Here is a 15454-nt window from a genome sequence, read left to right as displayed (position 1 = left end):
GAGCATCCGCCGGGACACCCGTGCCGGTCGGAGCAGCGCGCAGTGCAGCCTTCTGGCTACAGTCCGTACATGCACGTGGCCGGGGTCCCACCCCTCGCCGGCCTGGTGCTGTTCGGCTCCGGCTGACCCAGCCGTCACACCCACCCCACACGCCTCGGGTGCCTCGGCCCCGGCTCATACGCTCGAGAACGACCACGCGCGGAAGGACAACAACGTGGCCCGACACCTGCTCGACGAGACCGCAGAGTTCACGATGCCCACCCTCGGGCGGCACGCTGCGGACGACGATGACGCCCCGGCGGACCTGACCCAGCGACTGGACGGCATGGGGCGCCGGCAGCCGCCGCTCACCGGCCGCCGGTTCGGCGACGACCGCGCCGAGTAGCAGCCACCGGCCCCGCCCGTCCCGGCCCCGCCCTCAGACCCGGCCGAGGCCCACCAGGGTGACGTCGTCGTCGTGCGGCGGGTCGAGCGCGGCGAGGACGTCGTCCAGCAGCGTGTCCGGGTCGCGCCCGGCGGCGACGGCGGCGCGCAGCTCCGCCAGCCGCTCCTCCAGCGGGACGTCCCGGCGCTCGACCAGGCCGTCGCTGTACAGGAGCAGCCGGTCGTCGCCGGTCACGTGCAGCCGGGCCTCGGGGTAGTCGGCGTCGTCGAGGAGCCCGAGCGCGGGCCCGTGGCCGGCGACCAGCAGGTCGGCACCGCCGGGCGTCACGTGCAGCACCGGCAGGTGCCCGGCGTTGGCGATCGCGACCGCGCCGGTGACCGGGTCCAGCACGGCGACGACGGCCGTGGCGAGCTCGCCGGGCAGCAGCGCGGCGATCACCTCGTTGAGCCCGCGCAGCGCCGCGGCCGGCCCGAGGTCGCGGAGCAGGTGCGCGCGCAGGGCGTGCCGCAGCTGGGCGGTGATCGCCGCGGCGGCCAGCCCGTGCCCGGCGACGTCGCCGAGCACGATCGACACCCGGCCGCTGGGCAGCGGCACCAGGTCGTACCAGTCCCCGCCCACGACGTCGGCGGCGCTGGGCCGGTAGCGGGCGGCCAGCGCCACCCCGGGCACCTTGGGCAGTTCCTCCAGCAGCAGCGTGCGCTGCAGCACGGCGGCCAGCCGGTTGTCCTCGCCCGCCTGCTGCAGCGCGGACTCGGCCAGGTGCGCGGCCAGCGCCTGCGCCGCGGCGACCTCGTGCTCCCGCCAGGGCGTCGCCGTGCCGCGCACGGTCTCCCGCCACGCGGCGAACGAGCGGCGCGGGGACAGCCGCGGGCCGGCGTCGGTCTCGACGGTCTTCGGGGTGTGCGGGTTGCCGCCCCAGGTGACCTCGCGCACCGTCTCGGGCCGGAACCAGGCGAGGAAGTCCCCGCTCCCGCTGCCCACCTCGACGGCGAGCAGCCCGCTGGCGGTGTCCGCGACGTCGGCCGCGTCGGGGACCACCCGACCCAGGGCGTCGGACGCCGGCCGACCGGTGGCGAGCAGGCCCGCGACCAGGCCGGGCACCCGGTCGGCCGGCGGGGTGCTGCCGAGCAGGTGCAGCCGGCCGCCCAGGCGTACCGCGGCGCCAGCGGCGGGCAGCAGGTCCAGCGCCGTCGGGTCGCCCTGCGTGAGCGCCGCCGCCGGGGTGCGCGGGCTGCGGCCCAGCGCGGCCACCAGCCGCGCCTGCCGCTGCGCGACGCCGACGACGTCGCGCTGCTCGGCGGCGCCGACGGTGGTGTGCAGCAGCAGCGACGCGGTGCGGCCGAGGAACTCGGCAGCCACCCGGTCGGCGTAGGACGGGCGGTGCGGACCGGCGTAGTGGTGGCAGGAAATCAGCCCCCACAGGCGGCCGCGGTCGATCAGCGAGACCGACATCGAGGCGACCACGCCCATGTTGGCCAGGTACTCCAGGTGCACCGGGGAGACGCTGCGCAGCACCGCGCCGGAGAGGTCCAGGGGCCGGCCGGTGAGCGGGTTGACCGCCGGCCGCAGCGGCGCCGGCCGGTAGGTGGCGTCGGGGATCAGCCGCAGCCAGTTGGTCGTGTAGAGGGCGCGCGCCTGGGCGGGGATGTCGCTGGCCGGGTAGCGCAGGCCGAGGAAGGGCTCGAGGTCCGCGCGGCGGTCCTCGGCGACCACCTCGCCGTTCCACTCGGGGTCGAAGCGGTAGACCATCACGCGGTCGAACCCGGTGAGCTCCCGGACGTCGCGGGCGAGGGTCGCGGTGAGCTCCTCCAGGGACGTCGCGGCCGACAGGCGTTGCAGCACGGTGGGCAGCCGCCGGTGCCACTCGGCGCCGGCTTGCTCCGCGCCGGTCAGCGGCTCCCACTCGGTGACCAGCAGCCCCTCGGCGCGGTGCACGACGAGGTCCACCTCGGTGCCGGCGACGGTCACCCGCAGCGGGTTGAGCTGGGCGAGGTCCCCGGCCAGGCCGTCGCGCAGGCGGGCCAGGTCGGCCGGTGCCAGCAGCTCGGGGAGGGACGCCGGCGCGCTGCCCAGGACGGCGGCGGCGTTGGCCGAGGCGACCACCACCGCGAGGTCGGGCTCGGTGACGGCGAGCAGGGCGCCGTGCGGCTGGACCGCGCCGGGCACCGCGATCGGCTCGTCGGCGCAGCGCGCCAGCGCCTCGGCGCCGACCCGGGAGGACGGGGTGGTCACCGCCGCGACCCTACGGGCCGACCTCGCCCTCGGTGAGGCTGGCCGTCTCGACGATCGGCACCAGCGTCTCGAGCTCGAGCAGGTCGATGACCAGCCGGACGGGTCGGTTGGCGCGGGGGCAGACGACCTGCAGCCGTACGCCGGCGCGGGTCGCCCGCCGGGCGCTCCAGGCCAGCTGGCGGGCACCGGAGGAGTCCATGAAGGTGGTGCCGGTCAGGTCGACGACCATCGACCGGGGTCCGGCGGCCAGCACGGCGTCGACGGCCTCGGCGAGCTGGGGCGCGGTGGCGAGGTCGAGCTCGCCGCGCACTCCCAGCGCCGGCCGCCCGAGGACCGTCGTCCGCTCGATCTCGAACAGCAACGGATCGGCCCCCTCGTCGTGGTCCACTGGCCTCCCGCAGGGTAGTTCCCCTCGCGGAGGAAGGGGGACCCCAGTCGTGGACATCGCGTTCACCGTCCGCCTCCCGGTGGACCGCAGCAGCGTGCCGTTCGTCCGGGGGCTGTGCCGGCAGGCGCTCGAACACCTGCGGGTGGAGCGGAACGTGGTCGACGAGATCGCGCTCGCGCTGACCGAGGCGTGCGCGAACGTCGTCCGGCACGCCGGCGACCACGCCGACTACGAGGTGCAGGTCGCCATCGACGACGTGCTGTGCCGGATCAGCGTGTTCGACGACGGAGCCGGCTTCGACCCCGACGCGCCGCGCGAGGACCGCGGCGACTCCCCGCTGGACGGCGGCCGGGGGCTGCTGCTCATGCAGGCGCTGGTCGACCGGCTGGACTTCCGGCACGACGACGACGGCCGGCACCGGGTGACCCTGGAGAAGCGGCTGGCCGCTCCCCCGCCGCTGCGGCTGGTCGACCCGGTCTGACTCCGGCCGCGTGCCGGTTCGCCGCGGGGTCCGCCGATACCGGGTGGTGCGGCGGTGTGCGATCCCACGAGCGAGGAGCTGACCTGTGGACCTGACGGGCTGCGTCCTCGGCGACCGGTACGCGCTGGAGGATCTCCTGGCGACCGGTGGCATGGGCCAGGTGTGGCGTGCCCGGGACGTCGTCCTGGAGCGGCCGGTGGCCGTCAAGCTGCTGCGCAGCGAGTACACCGGCGACCCGGAGTTCCTCGCCCGCTTCCGCGCGGAGGCCCGGCTGACGGCGGGCCTGACCGCGCCGTCCATCGCGACGCTGCACGACGTCGGGGAGTCGCTCGGCCCTGCCGGGGAGCGGTTGGCGTTCCTGGTCATGGAGCTGGTGGACGGCGAGCCGCTGTCGGCGCTGCTGGCGCGGGAGGGCCGGCTGGGGTCCGACCGGACGCGCGACGTGCTGCGGCAGGCCGCCGCGGGGCTGGCCGTCGCCCATGCCGCGGGCGTGGTCCACCGGGACGTCAAGCCGGCCAACCTCCTGGTGGCCGTGGACGGCACCGTGAAGGTCACCGACTTCGGGATCGCGCGGACGGCGTCGTGCGTGCCGATCACGCGGACCGGCCAGCTGATGGGCACGGTGCACTACCTCTCCCCCGAGCAGGTCAAGGGCGCTCCGGCGAGCCCGGCCAGCGACGTCTACGCACTGGGCCTGGTCGCGTACCAGTGCCTGACCGGCAACCGCGCGGTCGACGGGGAGAACTCCGCGCAGGTCCTCGCCCACCAGGTCCACCGGACGCCCGAGCCGCTGCCCTCCGACGTCCCGGCCGACCTGCGCCGGGTCGTCGAGCGGGCCCTCGCCAAGGACCCCGCGGACCGCTTCCCCGACGGCGCCGCGCTGCTGAGGGCGCTGGACGGCGGGGGCCCGGAGCGCGACCGGACCCGGGTGCTGCCCGTGCCCGACTCGTCGACGGCGACCCGCGTGCTGCCGATCGGGACCGCCGACCGGCCGGCGCGGCGGCTCCTGGTGCCGCTGGTCGCGCTGATCACGCTCGCGGTCGTGGCGGGGGCGGTGGTGCTCGGCACCCGTGGCTCCTCCGCGCCCGCGGCGCAGCCGACCCCCTCGCCGTCCACACCGGCCGGGGTGGAGGTCGTCTCCGGCGACTACGTGGGCCGGCCGGCGTCCGACGTCGAGGCCGAGCTGAGCGGGCTGGGCCTGACCGTCCGGCCGCGGCCGCTGCAGACCGCGGACGTCCCCGACGGGCAGGTGATCGCCCTCGACCCGCTCGGCCGCCTGCAGCCGGGGGACACGGTGACCGTCACGCACGCCGTCGCCCCGCCGGCACCGTCAGCCGCACCCATCGAGGAGCCCGACGAGGACGAGCCCGACGAGGACGAGGGCGGCAACGGCAACGGCAACGGCGCCGACAAACCGAAGAAGGACAAGGGCAAGGACAAGGGCAAGGGCAAGGAGGACTGAGGCCCCGCGCGGGGTACCGGTCGGGCGTGGAGAAGATCAGCGACCGCCTCTACAACTGGGCGTCGATCCTGGGGCCCACCACCCGGATGCAGGCCGAGCGGACGGCGTCGATGCCGTTCATCCACCCGCACATGGCGCTGATGCCCGACGCGCACCTGGGCCTGGGCGCGACCGTCGGGTCGGTGATCCCGACCGACGGCGCGATCATCCCGGCGGCGGTCGGGGTGGACATCGGCTGCGGGATGATGGCCGTCCGCACCCAGTTCACCGGCGACGACCTGCGCGGCCGCAACCTCGCGACGCTGCACGAGCAGATCTCCCGGGCGATCCCGCTGTCGGCCGGCCGGTACAACAAGAAGCTGCGCGAGACGGCGGCGGCCCGGGTCGAGGAGCTGCGCGACCTCCCGGGCGCCGCGCAGGCCGACGGCGTCGCCCACAACTGGCCGCTGCAACTGGGCTCGCTCGGCTCGGGCAACCACTTCATCGAGGTGTCGCTGGACGAGGCCGACCGGGTCTGGCTGTTCCTGCACTCCGGTTCGCGCGGGGTGGGCAACCGGCTGGCCTCCAAGCACATCCGGGTGGCCAAGGACGTCACCGCCGCACGGGACGTCGACCTGCCCGACCGCGACCTGGCCTACCTCAGCGAGGGGACGCCGGAGTTCGACGCCTACCTGGAGGCGCTGCTGTGGGCGCAGCGGTTCGCCTACCTCAACCGCGAGGAGATGATGGACCGCGTCGCCGAGCAGGTCTCCCGGTTCTTGAGTCGGCGTGGCCTGACGACGGAGGTCCAGCGGCTGCAGGTGGTCAACGCGCACCACAACTACACCGAGCGCGAGGAGCACTACGGCGAGCGGGTGTGGGTGTCGCGCAAGGGGGCCATCTCCGCGCGGGCGGGCCAGTGGGGGCTCATCCCCGGCTCGATGGGCGCGGCGTCCTACATCGTCGTGGGCCTGGGCAACGTGGAGGCGCTGCACTCGGCGCCGCACGGCGCGGGCCGCAACCACTCCCGCGGCCAGGCGCGCAGGCTGTTCACCCGGGCGGACCTCGACCGCCGGATGAAGGGCATCGCCTGGGGCCGGTCGGACGCGTTCCTCGACGAGCACCCCGACGCGTACAAGAGCATCGACGTCGTCATGGCCGACGCCGCCGACCTGGTGGAGATCCGGCACACGCTGCGCCAGGTGGTCAACGTCAAGGGCGACTGAGCCGCGCGGGCCGGTGTCCCCCCGCGCCCGCGTCAGCCCTCGTCCGGGTCCTGCAGGGTCCGGACGTAGCCGAGGCCGACCGGGCGCTCACCGGCCAGCGCCAGCGCCTCCATCGCGCCGGCGTCGTCCAGACCGTCGCGGCCGCCGCTGACCTCGTGCAGCTCCACCTGCTCCTCGATCCACCGCTGGTGCCGGTTCCAGGCGTTGAGCGGCGTGGTGCCGAGCGAGTCGCCGATGCGGGCCCACGACGCCCCGCACCGCAGCGCCGCCCGGATGCCCAGGTGCTGCGCGTCGTAGGCCCGGCGGGCGACGACGACGCCCAGGTCGAGCAGCTCCAGGGACTCCTCGAGGTCGAGGGGCTCCACCGCGCCACGCAGGTGGGCGGTCCAGGAGTGCGTCGGCCCGGCGGCGCGGCGCCGCGGGCCCGCCGACGCGTTGTCCCGCCGGCTCAGGTAGTCCAGCCGGGTCACCGCGGTGACCATCGGCAACGCCAGCCCGGGCACACCGATCCTCATGCCGACCGAGCCTCGGGCAGCGGGAGGCGGCCCCCGCTCCACCGCAGGCCGTGTCGCCGGCATCCGGCCGCGACACGCGCCCGGCGTGACCCTCCGCGACCGACCGCGGACGCAACCGTCAGGGCGTCCAGCCGGTGCGTGCCAGCCAGGTGGGCACGTCCTGCAGGTCGGGAGACAGGGCGCGGGTGGCGGCGACGTCCGCCCGGTAGGCGGGTGGCGCGGCGAACCAGGCGAACATCGCGCGGGAGTCCTCGTCCTCGCCCAGGGCGTCGAGCGGCAGCGGCTCGTAGCGCGCCGGCAGCCCCGCGCGCTCACCGAAGGCCGCGGCGACCTGCTCGCCGGTGCGCTCGTCCCCGCCGATCTCGACGGCGCCGCCCGGCACCCGGGACGGGTCGAGCAGGACGGCGGCGGTGACCGCACCGATGTCGGCGACGGCGATCATCTGCAGCGGCACCCCGGCCGGCAGCGCCATCCGGACGACGACCGAGCCGTCCTCGGCCGACGCCATCCACCGCAGGTTCTCCATGAAGAAGACCGGCCGGACGAACGTCGCGGGCCGGCCGAGGCCCTCGATGTGCTCCTCCACCCGGCGCTTGCTCTCGAAGTGCGGGATGCCGGTGTGCCGCTCGGCGCCGCCGACGGAGCTGAACACCAGGTGCTCGACGCCGGCGTCGGCGGCCGCGTCGGCCAGCGCGATCCCGTCCGCCAGCTCGCCGTCCACCCCGCGCGGGCCGAACGGCGTGGTCATCGCGAACACCCGCTGCGCGCCGCGGAACGCCGTCCGCAGGCTGTCGGGGTCCTGCAGGTCGGCGCGGACCAGGTCGGCGCCGCGGTCGGCGAGGTCGCGGGCCCGGTCGGGATCGCGGACCAGCGTGCGGACCCGGGCCCCGGCGGCCAGCAGCGCACGGGCGGTGGCGCCCCCCTGCTGCCCGGTGGCTCCGACGACGGCGATCACGGGTCCGGGCACGCTGCGCTCCTCGAGAAGGGGTCGGGTCCCCCTAGGGTGCCCGACCATGGCGGATCGGCAGCTCAGGACGGTTCTGGAGGGCGGCGGGTTCTTCGAGGGCCCGCGCTGGCACGAAGGCACCTGGTGGGTGTCGGACTTCTACCGGCACACGGTCAGCCGGGTGACCGCGGACGGCGCCGAGACCGTCGTCGTCGAGGTCGAGCAGCAGCCCTCCGGGCTCGGCTGGCTGCCCGACGGCTCGTTGGTGGTCGTGTCGATGAAGGACCGGCGGGTGCTCCGGTACGCCGACGGGTCGCTGACCACCCACGCCGACCTCGCCGAGCACTGCGGCGGGCACCTCAACGACCTGGTGGTCGACGTGCACGGCCACGTGTTCGTCGGCGACTTCGGCTTCGACCTCATGGGCGGCGGCACCGCCGCGACCGCGTCGCTCAAGCGGATCGACCCGGACGGGACGGTGTCGGTCGCCGCCGAGGGGCTGCAGTTCCCGAACGGCTCGGTGATCACCCCGGACGGCGGCACGCTCGTCGTCGGCGAGACGCTCGGCAACCGGTACACCGCGTTCGACCTGGGGGCCGACGGGACGCTGGGTAACCGGCGGGTGTGGGCGTCGCTGGGCCCGGAGGTCACCGGGACGACGGTCGACGAGGTGCTCGGCCAGCTGGTGGTGGCCCCCGACGGCTGCGCGCTGGACGCCGAGGGACGGATCTGGGCCGCCGACGCGGTCGGCGGCCGGGTGGTGCGGGTGGCCGAGGGCGGGCAGGTCGTCGACGAGGTCGCCGCGCCGGACGGGCTCGGGGTCTACGCCTGCATGCTCGGCGGGGACGACGGCCGCACGCTGCTGATGTGCTGCGCGCCGGACTTCTACGAGCACAACCGCGCGCCGGTGCGCGAGGCGGTGCTGGTGGCGACCGAGGTCGACGTCCCCCACGCCGGCCGCCCGTAGGTCAGCTCCCGGTGGCCCCGGGCGGCGGCTGGCTGGAGCTGTGCGGGACGCTGGGGTCCTCGGTCCCGATGGTGCCGCCCTTCGCGGCGCGCGGCTCCTCCGCCTCCGACGGGGGCCCGACCAGGTCCTCCTGCGGACGCGTGCCCGGGACCTCGTCGGTCGGTTCGTTGACGCCCCCGGCGGGACGGCCGGTCATGTTGCCTTCGGACATGCCTGCCCGGTACCCGGGACGGGCGGTGGTCAGTCGGCTCGGAGGACCCGGACCGGGGAGCCGGCGAGGAAGGCGGCGACGTCGTCGACGGCCTCCCGGTAGAACCTCGTAGGTGCCGCAGGTGACGCCGCGCTCGCGGGCGGCGGCCAGGTCGATGGCGGCGTTGCGCGCGCCGGTGGTGACCAGCAGCCGCAGGTTCGGCAGGCGGTCGAGCAGGTTGCGCGGGAACGGGGTGCGCTCGCGCATGGCCACGACGACGTCGAGGGGGGCGAGCCGCTCGGCGACGGCGTCCTCGTCGTCGAGGTGGTCGGGAAAGGTGACGACGTCCAGCGGTGCGGGGACGCGGGGCCAGTCGGCGAACTCCGCCGCGGCGGACTGGTAGTCGTCGAGGACGGCGACCCGGTGCACGCGGCCCCCGCCCGGGACCGGGCGGGGGCCGCGTGCGGGCGGCTCAGCGGCCGTAGCCCTTGCCGCCGCGGTTCTTCGCGGCCTGCTTGGCCTGGAAGTCCGCGATGAACTGCTTGATCTTGGCCTGGTTCTGCGGCTTGCGGGCCTCCTGGATGACCTTCGCCGCGATTCCCGACGCCACCAGCTTCCGGATCATGCCGGCCATGGGGTGTCCCTCCTCGTTCTCGGTTGCCTGCAGTCGTGCCCGCCCAACGGTCGCGCCAATCCCCGGGTTCCGGACGCCATCCGCAGTGCGTCCGTCACTGCGCGTGCGGACACTCCGCGGTCGGACGACTTTGGTCCCGACGCCGTGACCTGCGAAAACGCATCCATGACATTTCCGCGCGCTCCGTAGTGACACGTGGTCGCGGCGGCGTGTCGCCATGCGGACAGGCCGCCGTCCCGCGGCCGTCCGGTGGGCTGCGACGCCCGGCAACCCCCCATACGGTCGTCCGCGGTCCTGCCGGGCCCCTCGTCACCGAACCGTGGTGACACCGGCCGGACTACGCCGAACCGGACACGGTCATCCGCCGTGCCCGGACCGGGGACCCACCGAATCCCTGGGGTGAAGCGCGTTCGCGCGCCGGGCGACTCCCCCGTCCGAACCCGTCAGCTAACCCGGTAGGCGGCCGTGGAGAACAGGAGAACCGTCGTCGATGACGACTGCCCGCACGTCCTTCGCTCGTCGCTCGTTCCGCGGGATCGCCGTCGCCGCTGTTGCCGGCGCCGCCGTGACCCTCGCCCCCGCCACCGCCTCGGCTGACGCCGGTGACGGCGGCTCCGGCGCCGTCGCCGCCGCTCCGGTCGCGGCCCCGAACGGGGCTGCGCAGAAGGCGGTCGACACCGCCCTGGCCCAGCAGGGCGACCCCTACGGCTGGGGCGCCGCCGGCCCCAACGCCTTCGACTGCTCGGGGCTGACCAGCTTCGCCTACCGCGAGGCCGGCATCTCGATCCCGCGGACCTCGCGGGCGCAGTCCGGCTTCGGCACCCCGGTGGCGAAGTCCGACCTCAGGCCCGGTGACCTGGTGTTCTTCTACAGCCCGGTCTCGCACGTCGGCATGTACATCGGCAACGGCCAGATGGTGCACGCCTCCACGGCCGGCCAGCCGGTGAAGGTCGTCAACCTCGACTCGATGCCCGGCTTCAACGGGGCTCGCCGGGTCGCGTGAGTCGCGGCGCCCGGGCCGTTCTCCCGAGCGGCCCGGGCGCTCACTCCAGCCGGCAGGGCACGGGGGCCTGCTGGGCCGACTGGAGTGAGAAGACCGCGCCGGCGTCACCCGGCCAGGAGTGCAGGAACAGCAGCCCGACGCGGGTGTTCAGGAACCCGCCGGGGCCCTGCTCCTGCACCCTGGCCGTGAGGGCGCCGGTGTCGTGGTTGCGGTAGCGCTGCAACTCGTGGCCGGCGGCCAGGGTGACGACGTCGCCGACCGCGCCCATGACGAGCACCGCCTGCCAGTGCTCGGCGGGGTCGTTCTGGCACAGCCGGACGTGCACCGGGTGCGGCGCGTGGCCGCGGGCGCGCCGGTCGCACGCGGTGGAGTGCTCGACCCGGCTCGGCCCCGGGTACGGCTCGAGGTGGTCGGCCACCGGCTCCCCCTTCGAAACGTGCGCGGCCGGATCACCGGCCGACCATCAGTGCAGCACGGGACATGACCCGTGAGCGGGGCCGACGAACGCGGTGGACGCCGAAGTCGCCCGCTCGCGTGGGTGAGCCCGTGGCCCGGTGACGCAGCGTGCCCGGGGTGCGCGGCCCGCCGGCGGGGTACCGCACCGACATGGCCGACGTCCCGATCCTGCTGCTGGACGTCGATGGCGTGCTCAACGCGGCCTGCGTGGACCTGCCCGAGGGCTGGCAGCGGGGCACGTTCAACGGGTTCGTGCTGTCGTGGGACCCGACGGTCACCGCGCGGCTGCGCGAGCTGCACGAGTCCGGCCGGGTGGAGATCCACTGGCTGACCACGTGGGCCGGGGACGCCGACCGGCTGCTGGCCGAGCCGATGGGGCTGCCGCGCGGACTGCGGACCCACGAGCGGAACGGCGCCACCCCGACCGGGTTCGCCGGACCGCTGGGTGGCGCGTCGGGCTGGTGGAAGCTCGACCTGGCCCGCGAGGTGGCCGAGGCCGAACCGGACCGGCGGATCGTCTGGATCGACGACGACCTCGCCGAGCAGGCCGACGACACCGGCGAGTGGCTCGCCGCGCACCCGCACGTGCTCGTCGTCGCACCGGACCTGTGGGCCGGGCTCACCCACGCGCAGCTCGACGAGATCGAGGCCTGGCTCTGATCCGGCTCAACCGGGCACGCGGACGAAGCCGTGCCCGTCCCAGTGCCAGCGCACGGTGATCGGCACCGACGGGCCGCTGGCGTGGGAGTCCTCCGGCGCGTAGGCCGTCATCCGGGCGACGACGTCGCCGTCCTCGACCGACAACCCGGCCGGGTCGTACAGCGGCGCCAGGATCGTCGCCTCGCGCAGCGTGCGCGGGCTGGGCAGGACGCCGAGCCGGTCGCCCGAGGCGGCGAAGACCTGCACCTCCTCGACGATCCCGTTGGACGGCTGCGGGGAGCACTGCAGCAGGACGACCGTGTCCGGCGCGCCGTCCCCGTCGACGTCGCCCTGCGCCTCGGCCTGGAGCCGGACGTCGTAGTGGTCGTAGTACGGGCTGCGATTCGGGTCGGCGGGCACGCGCGCGACCCCGTCGACGAGCTCGGCCGGGAAGCCGTCCGGGACGATCTCGTCGCACGTCACGCTGAGCGTGGCATCGCCCCAGTCGCGCGGTGTCCCCGTGCTCGGCGCGGCCGCGCTGCCGCCTGTGGCGGCGCACCCGGCCAGCAGGCACACCGCCAGGCCGCCCACTGCCCTCGCCAGCCGTCGCGGCTCGATCCAGGACATCGGGCGATCACCTCGGCGGCGGAGCGCGGGGTACCCCTCGGGACACCGAGGGTCCCACGATGCGGTCGTCGCCGGGACCTCCCCGCGAACGGCTTCGGGCACCCTCTCCCCGTGGACGCACCCCGCTGGCCCCGCCCCGCCGGCGCCGGCCTGGTCGTGGCGCTGGGCAAGCTGGTGGCCGACCAGGTGCTGGAGCTCTCCGAGCCGCTGGTCGTCGGCGGGCAGCAGCGGGTCGTGCGGACGACGACGGCCGGGGGCGCACCGGCCAACGTGACGGCGAACCTCGCCCGGCTGGGCGTGCCGGCGCGGCTGGCCGGCTGGGCCGGTGCCGACCCGGTGGCCGACGGGCTGCTCGCCGCGCTGGCCGGCCGCGGGGTCGAGGTCGCGGTGGTGCGCCGCGGCCGGACACCGCTGACCACGGTGCTGGTCTCCCCGGACGGCGAGCGGACGCTGCTGGCCGACCGCGGGGAGGGCGGCCTCTCGCCGGCCGACGTCCGCGCGGAGGAGGTGGCCGACGCCGCCGTCGTCCACCTCGACGGCTACGACCTGCTGCGTTTCCCGGACGCGCTGCGGGCTGCGGCGTCGCTGGCGCACGAGGCCGGCGTGCCGGTCAGCGTGGACGCGGCGGCCGCGGCGCGGGTCCGGCGGTTCGGCGGGGGCCGCTACGCCGACCTGCTGGCCGGGCTCCGGCCCGACGTGCTGTTCGCCGACGCGGACGAGGCCGCGGTGCTGGGCGTGGACGGCGGCCTGCCGGGGTGGACGCCGGGGCTGGTGCTGGTGCACGCCGGAGCGCGGCCGACGCGGGTGCTGACGCGGTCCGGTGCCGCGGAGGTGCCGGTGCCGCCGGTCCCGGCACTGCGGGACACCACCGGCTGCGGGGACGCCTTCGCCGCCGGGGTGCTGGCCGGCTGGCGCGCCGGGGCAGGTGTCCTCGACACCGTCCGGACGGGGCACGAGGCGGCTGCCGCGGTCGCGGGGGTGGTGGGCGCCCAACCGCCGTCCTGACAGTGCCCGGTGGTATCACCTGTGACACCATCGACGTCATGGCGATGACCCTGCGGCTCGACGAGCAGGAGACCGAAGCGCTGCGCCGTCGCGCCGAGCTCGAGGGGCGCTCGATGCAGGAGGTCGCCCGGCAGGCGGTCCGGGACTACATCGAGCGGAACAGCAAGCGGGAACTGCTGGATCGCGTGCTCGACGAGGAGTTGCCCCGCTACGCCGAAGCCCTGGAGCGGCTGGGTCAGTGATCCACCTCGACCTCGAGGACCTCCTGCACGTCGCGCGGCGGACGCTCGGTGAGGTCCAGGTGCGGGACGTCGGCCTGCTGGCCGCCGCCGCGGCCAGACCGCGCTCCACGGCGTTCGGCGAGGAGGCCTATCCGTCGATCCACGACAAGGCCGCGGCGCTGCTGCACTCGCTCGCCCGGACCCAGCCGCTGATCGACGGGAACAAGAGGCTCGCGCTGGCCGCGACCATCGCGCTCTACGGCGTCAACGGGTTCCGGCTGACCCTGTCGAACGAGGAGGCATACGACCTCGTGATGGCGGTCGCCGTGGGAGACCTCGACGACGTCGAGCCGATCGCCGAGCGGCTCGGAGCGGGCACGGCTGCGGAGAGCTGACGTCACTCCACCGGCTCAGGTGGCGAGCAGTCGGTGCACCTGCTGGATCGCGATCCCGCCCTCGCCCACGGCCGAGGCCACCCGTTTGACCGACCCGTGCCGGACGTCCCCGGCCGCAAGCACCCCGTGCACGCTGGTCTCCAGCGCCTGGGGGCGGTGACCGAGCGCCCGGACCGCCTCGGCGCTGAGCTCGGACCCGGTCACGACGAAGCCGTCGCCGTCCCGCTCGACCGTCGGCGGCAGCCACTCGGTGTGAGGCCGGGCGCCGATCATCAGGAACAGGGCGCAGGCGTCGACCGTCTCCTGCTCCCCGGTCCCGCGGTCGCGCAGCACCAGGTGCGCCAGCCGGCCGTCGCCCCCGCCGCCGACGACCTCGGCGTCGATCCGGACGTCGATGTTCGCGGTCTCCTCGACCTGCCGGACGAGGTAGTGCGACATCCCGGCGGCCAGCGACGCGGCCCGCACGACGAGCGTGACCCGCTTGGCGTAGTGCGCCAGGTGGAGGGCGGCCTGCCCGGCGGAGTTCGCGCCCCCGACGATGTAGACCTCCTCCCCCGCCACCATCGGCGCCTCGGCGGCCGCGGCGCCGTAGTAGACGCCGGCCCCCCGCAGCTCCTCGAGGGGCTCGACGCCGAGGCGGCGGTAACTGGCGCCCATCGCGAGGACGACCGCCCTCGCGACGACCACCCCGCCGGTGTGCAGCGTCAGGACGACGTCGCGGTCCTCCCGCGCCAGGTGGGTGACCTGCTGCATGAAGGCGAACCGCGCGCCGAAGACCCACGCCTGCTCGTAGGCGCGGCGGGCCAGGTCCGCGCCGCTGAGGCCGCGCGGGAAGCCGAGGTAGTTGCGGATCGACGAGCTCGCCGTGGCCTGGCCGCCGATGCTGCCCGAGTCGATGACGACGGTGCGCAGGCCCTCCGAGGCGCCGTAGACGGCGGCGGACAGGCCGGCCGGCCCGCAGCCGACGATCACCAGGTCGTACTCGTCCCCGGCCGGGTCGATGGTCACCCCCGCCGACCGGGCGATGTCCATGTCGGAGGGGTCCTCCATGACGTGCCCGTCCGGCATCCGCACGAGCGGGAGCCTGCGCTCCAGACCCGCGTCGGCCAGGATGGCGCGGCCCGCCGGGGAACCGGCCAGGCAGAAGCGGTGCGGCAGCGCGCAGCGCCCGAGGACCTCGCGCAGCTCGTACGCCCGGCCGTCCCAGCTCTCGCCGACGACGTCGATCGTGTGCGGCGCGCGGCGGCGGGCCTCGGCCCAGCGCAGCAGGAAGCTGGAGACCGCCTGGTGGAACTGCTCGTCGGGCGGCGGGGCCGGGCGCACCAGGTACTGGTCGGCGCGGCCGCGGGCGATGGCCTCGAAGACCGCGTCGCCGGCGGCCGGGTCGCCGACGTGGGCCCACGGGAGGAGCAGGGCGCGCTGGGCGTGCGGGAACAGGCTCGGCACGCCGGCCAGCAGGTCCGTGCCAGGGGCGCCGGCGAGCTGGTCGCCGGCGAGGACCAGGGCGACCTCCTCGCCGGCGGCGGCGAGCTCGTCGAGGGTGCGGCGGGCCTCGTCCGACGAGCTCAGGCAGCAGACGCGGTAGTCGGAGGCGTACCGGTTGCGCAGCTCGCGCTCGACGTCGCGAAGCAGGTCGGGGTCGTCGTCGACGGCGACCAGCAGGGGCGCACCCGGGGCCGACATGCCCGGGACCGTAGGAGCGG

19 protein-coding genes and 1 riboswitch are annotated in these 15454 nt (G+C 75.5%); of the genes, 10 read left to right on the top strand and 9 right to left on the bottom strand.

Translation table 11 applies throughout. From position 1 onward, the window contains the following. Nucleotides 1-214: 214 nt before the first annotated feature. Nucleotides 215-385, top strand: a complete 171-nt coding sequence (locus ACI79D_RS10095; protein WP_456918249.1) for a hypothetical protein — start codon at nt 215-217, stop codon at nt 383-385. Nucleotides 386-418: 33 nt separating this feature from the next. Here ACI79D_RS10095 and ACI79D_RS10090 read toward each other — a convergent pair whose 3' ends face one another. Together ACI79D_RS10090 and ACI79D_RS10085 are read right to left on the bottom strand one after the other, a co-directional pair. Further along, complete coding sequence (locus ACI79D_RS10090) at nt 419-2617, bottom strand: SpoIIE family protein phosphatase (RefSeq protein WP_456918247.1); 2199 nt, start codon at nt 2615-2617, stop codon at nt 419-421. A 10-nt stretch (nt 2618-2627) separates the two neighbouring features. Then, nucleotides 2628-3005, bottom strand: coding sequence for an STAS domain-containing protein (locus ACI79D_RS10085; RefSeq protein WP_456918246.1), 378 nt, complete (start codon nt 3003-3005; stop codon nt 2628-2630). A 49-nt stretch (nt 3006-3054) separates the two neighbouring features. Between ACI79D_RS10085 and ACI79D_RS10080 the strand changes: the two genes are divergently transcribed. The 3 genes from ACI79D_RS10080 to ACI79D_RS10070 all read left to right on the top strand — a co-directional run bounded on the left by ACI79D_RS10080 (nt 3055) and on the right by ACI79D_RS10070 (nt 6153). Beyond that, complete coding sequence (locus ACI79D_RS10080) at nt 3055-3486, top strand: ATP-binding protein (protein ID WP_456918245.1); 432 nt, start codon at nt 3055-3057, stop codon at nt 3484-3486. Between the two features lie 85 nt (nt 3487-3571). Continuing rightward, nucleotides 3572-4948, top strand: a complete 1377-nt coding sequence (locus tag ACI79D_RS10075; protein ID WP_456918243.1) for a serine/threonine protein kinase — start codon at nt 3572-3574, stop codon at nt 4946-4948. Nucleotides 4949-4974: 26 nt separating this feature from the next. Then, nucleotides 4975-6153, top strand: coding sequence for an RtcB family protein (locus ACI79D_RS10070; RefSeq protein WP_456918242.1), 1179 nt, complete (start codon nt 4975-4977; stop codon nt 6151-6153). Nucleotides 6154-6185: 32 nt separating this feature from the next. On the opposite strand, the gene ACI79D_RS10065 is transcribed toward ACI79D_RS10070, so the two are convergent. Continuing rightward, entirely contained in the window at nt 6186-6668 is a 483-nt protein-coding gene (locus ACI79D_RS10065) for a hypothetical protein (RefSeq protein WP_456918241.1), read from the bottom strand. Nucleotides 6669-6786: 118 nt separating this feature from the next. Then, nucleotides 6787-7635, bottom strand: coding sequence for an NmrA/HSCARG family protein (locus ACI79D_RS10060; RefSeq protein ID WP_456918239.1), 849 nt, complete (start codon nt 7633-7635; stop codon nt 6787-6789). A gap of 46 nt (nt 7636-7681) precedes the next feature. On the opposite strand from ACI79D_RS10060, the gene ACI79D_RS10055 reads away from it, so the two are divergent. Beyond that, the gene (locus tag ACI79D_RS10055; protein WP_456918238.1) at nt 7682-8581 is read left to right on the top strand and encodes an SMP-30/gluconolactonase/LRE family protein; all 900 of its coding nucleotides are present in this window, start codon (nt 7682-7684) and stop codon (nt 8579-8581) included. A gap of 1 nt (nt 8582) precedes the next feature. On the opposite strand, the gene ACI79D_RS10050 is transcribed toward ACI79D_RS10055, so the two are convergent. Both ACI79D_RS10050 and ACI79D_RS10045 read right to left on the bottom strand, forming a co-directional pair. Next, nucleotides 8583-9200 (bottom strand): hypothetical protein, encoded by a 618-nt coding sequence (locus ACI79D_RS10050; protein ID WP_456918237.1) that lies wholly within the window; start codon nt 9198-9200, stop codon nt 8583-8585. A 43-nt stretch (nt 9201-9243) separates the two neighbouring features. After that, entirely contained in the window at nt 9244-9396 is a 153-nt protein-coding gene (locus ACI79D_RS10045; protein ID WP_456918236.1) for a hypothetical protein, read from the bottom strand. A gap of 339 nt (nt 9397-9735) precedes the next feature. Next, a riboswitch (cyclic di-AMP (ydaO/yuaA leader) is annotated at nt 9736-9883 on the top strand. Between the two features lie 12 nt (nt 9884-9895). Between ACI79D_RS10045 and ACI79D_RS10040 the strand changes: the two genes are divergently transcribed. Then, nucleotides 9896-10408, top strand: a complete 513-nt coding sequence (locus tag ACI79D_RS10040) for a C40 family peptidase (RefSeq protein WP_456918235.1) — start codon at nt 9896-9898, stop codon at nt 10406-10408. Between the two features lie 40 nt (nt 10409-10448). Here ACI79D_RS10040 and ACI79D_RS10035 read toward each other — a convergent pair whose 3' ends face one another. Continuing rightward, complete coding sequence (locus ACI79D_RS10035; protein WP_456918234.1) at nt 10449-10826, bottom strand: hypothetical protein; 378 nt, start codon at nt 10824-10826, stop codon at nt 10449-10451. 155 nt (nt 10827-10981) lie between these two features. Here ACI79D_RS10035 and ACI79D_RS10030 point away from each other — a divergent pair, with 155 nt between their 5' ends. After that, nucleotides 10982-11524 carry an HAD domain-containing protein gene (locus tag ACI79D_RS10030; RefSeq protein WP_456918233.1) on the top strand — a complete coding sequence of 181 codons (543 nt, stop codon included), beginning with the start codon at nt 10982-10984 and terminating at the stop codon, nt 11522-11524. A 6-nt stretch (nt 11525-11530) separates the two neighbouring features. Here ACI79D_RS10030 and ACI79D_RS10025 read toward each other — a convergent pair whose 3' ends face one another. Next, nucleotides 11531-12130 carry a hypothetical protein gene (locus ACI79D_RS10025; RefSeq protein WP_456918232.1) on the bottom strand — a complete coding sequence of 200 codons (600 nt, stop codon included), beginning with the start codon at nt 12128-12130 and terminating at the stop codon, nt 11531-11533. A 111-nt stretch (nt 12131-12241) separates the two neighbouring features. On the opposite strand from ACI79D_RS10025, the gene ACI79D_RS10020 reads away from it, so the two are divergent. Genes ACI79D_RS10020 through ACI79D_RS10010 form a run of 3 tightly spaced genes read left to right on the top strand, consistent with a single transcriptional unit; the run spans nt 12242 to nt 13751 of the window. Continuing rightward, nucleotides 12242-13135 (top strand): carbohydrate kinase family protein, encoded by an 894-nt coding sequence (locus ACI79D_RS10020; RefSeq protein WP_456918231.1) that lies wholly within the window; start codon nt 12242-12244, stop codon nt 13133-13135. A gap of 38 nt (nt 13136-13173) precedes the next feature. Next, nucleotides 13174-13377 carry a DUF6290 family protein gene (locus tag ACI79D_RS10015; RefSeq protein ID WP_456918230.1) on the top strand — a complete coding sequence of 68 codons (204 nt, stop codon included), beginning with the start codon at nt 13174-13176 and terminating at the stop codon, nt 13375-13377. Further along, on the top strand, nt 13374-13751 hold the full coding sequence (locus ACI79D_RS10010) for a type II toxin-antitoxin system death-on-curing family toxin (RefSeq protein ID WP_456918229.1): 378 nt from the start codon (nt 13374-13376) through the stop codon (nt 13749-13751). Before ACI79D_RS10015 ends, ACI79D_RS10010 begins: the two co-directional genes overlap by 4 nt. Nucleotides 13752-13766: 15 nt before the next feature. Here the strand turns inward: ACI79D_RS10010 and ACI79D_RS10005 are convergent, their stop codons facing one another. Then, nucleotides 13767-15434, bottom strand: a complete 1668-nt coding sequence (locus ACI79D_RS10005) for an FAD-dependent oxidoreductase (protein ID WP_456918228.1) — start codon at nt 15432-15434, stop codon at nt 13767-13769. Nucleotides 15435-15454: the final 20 nt, after the last annotated feature.

The sequence above is a fragment of the Geodermatophilus sp. SYSU D00708 genome (assembly GCF_054050115.1).
The sequence above is the reverse complement of the archived record's forward strand: the minus strand, read 5'-3'. Positions and strand labels throughout refer to the sequence as shown.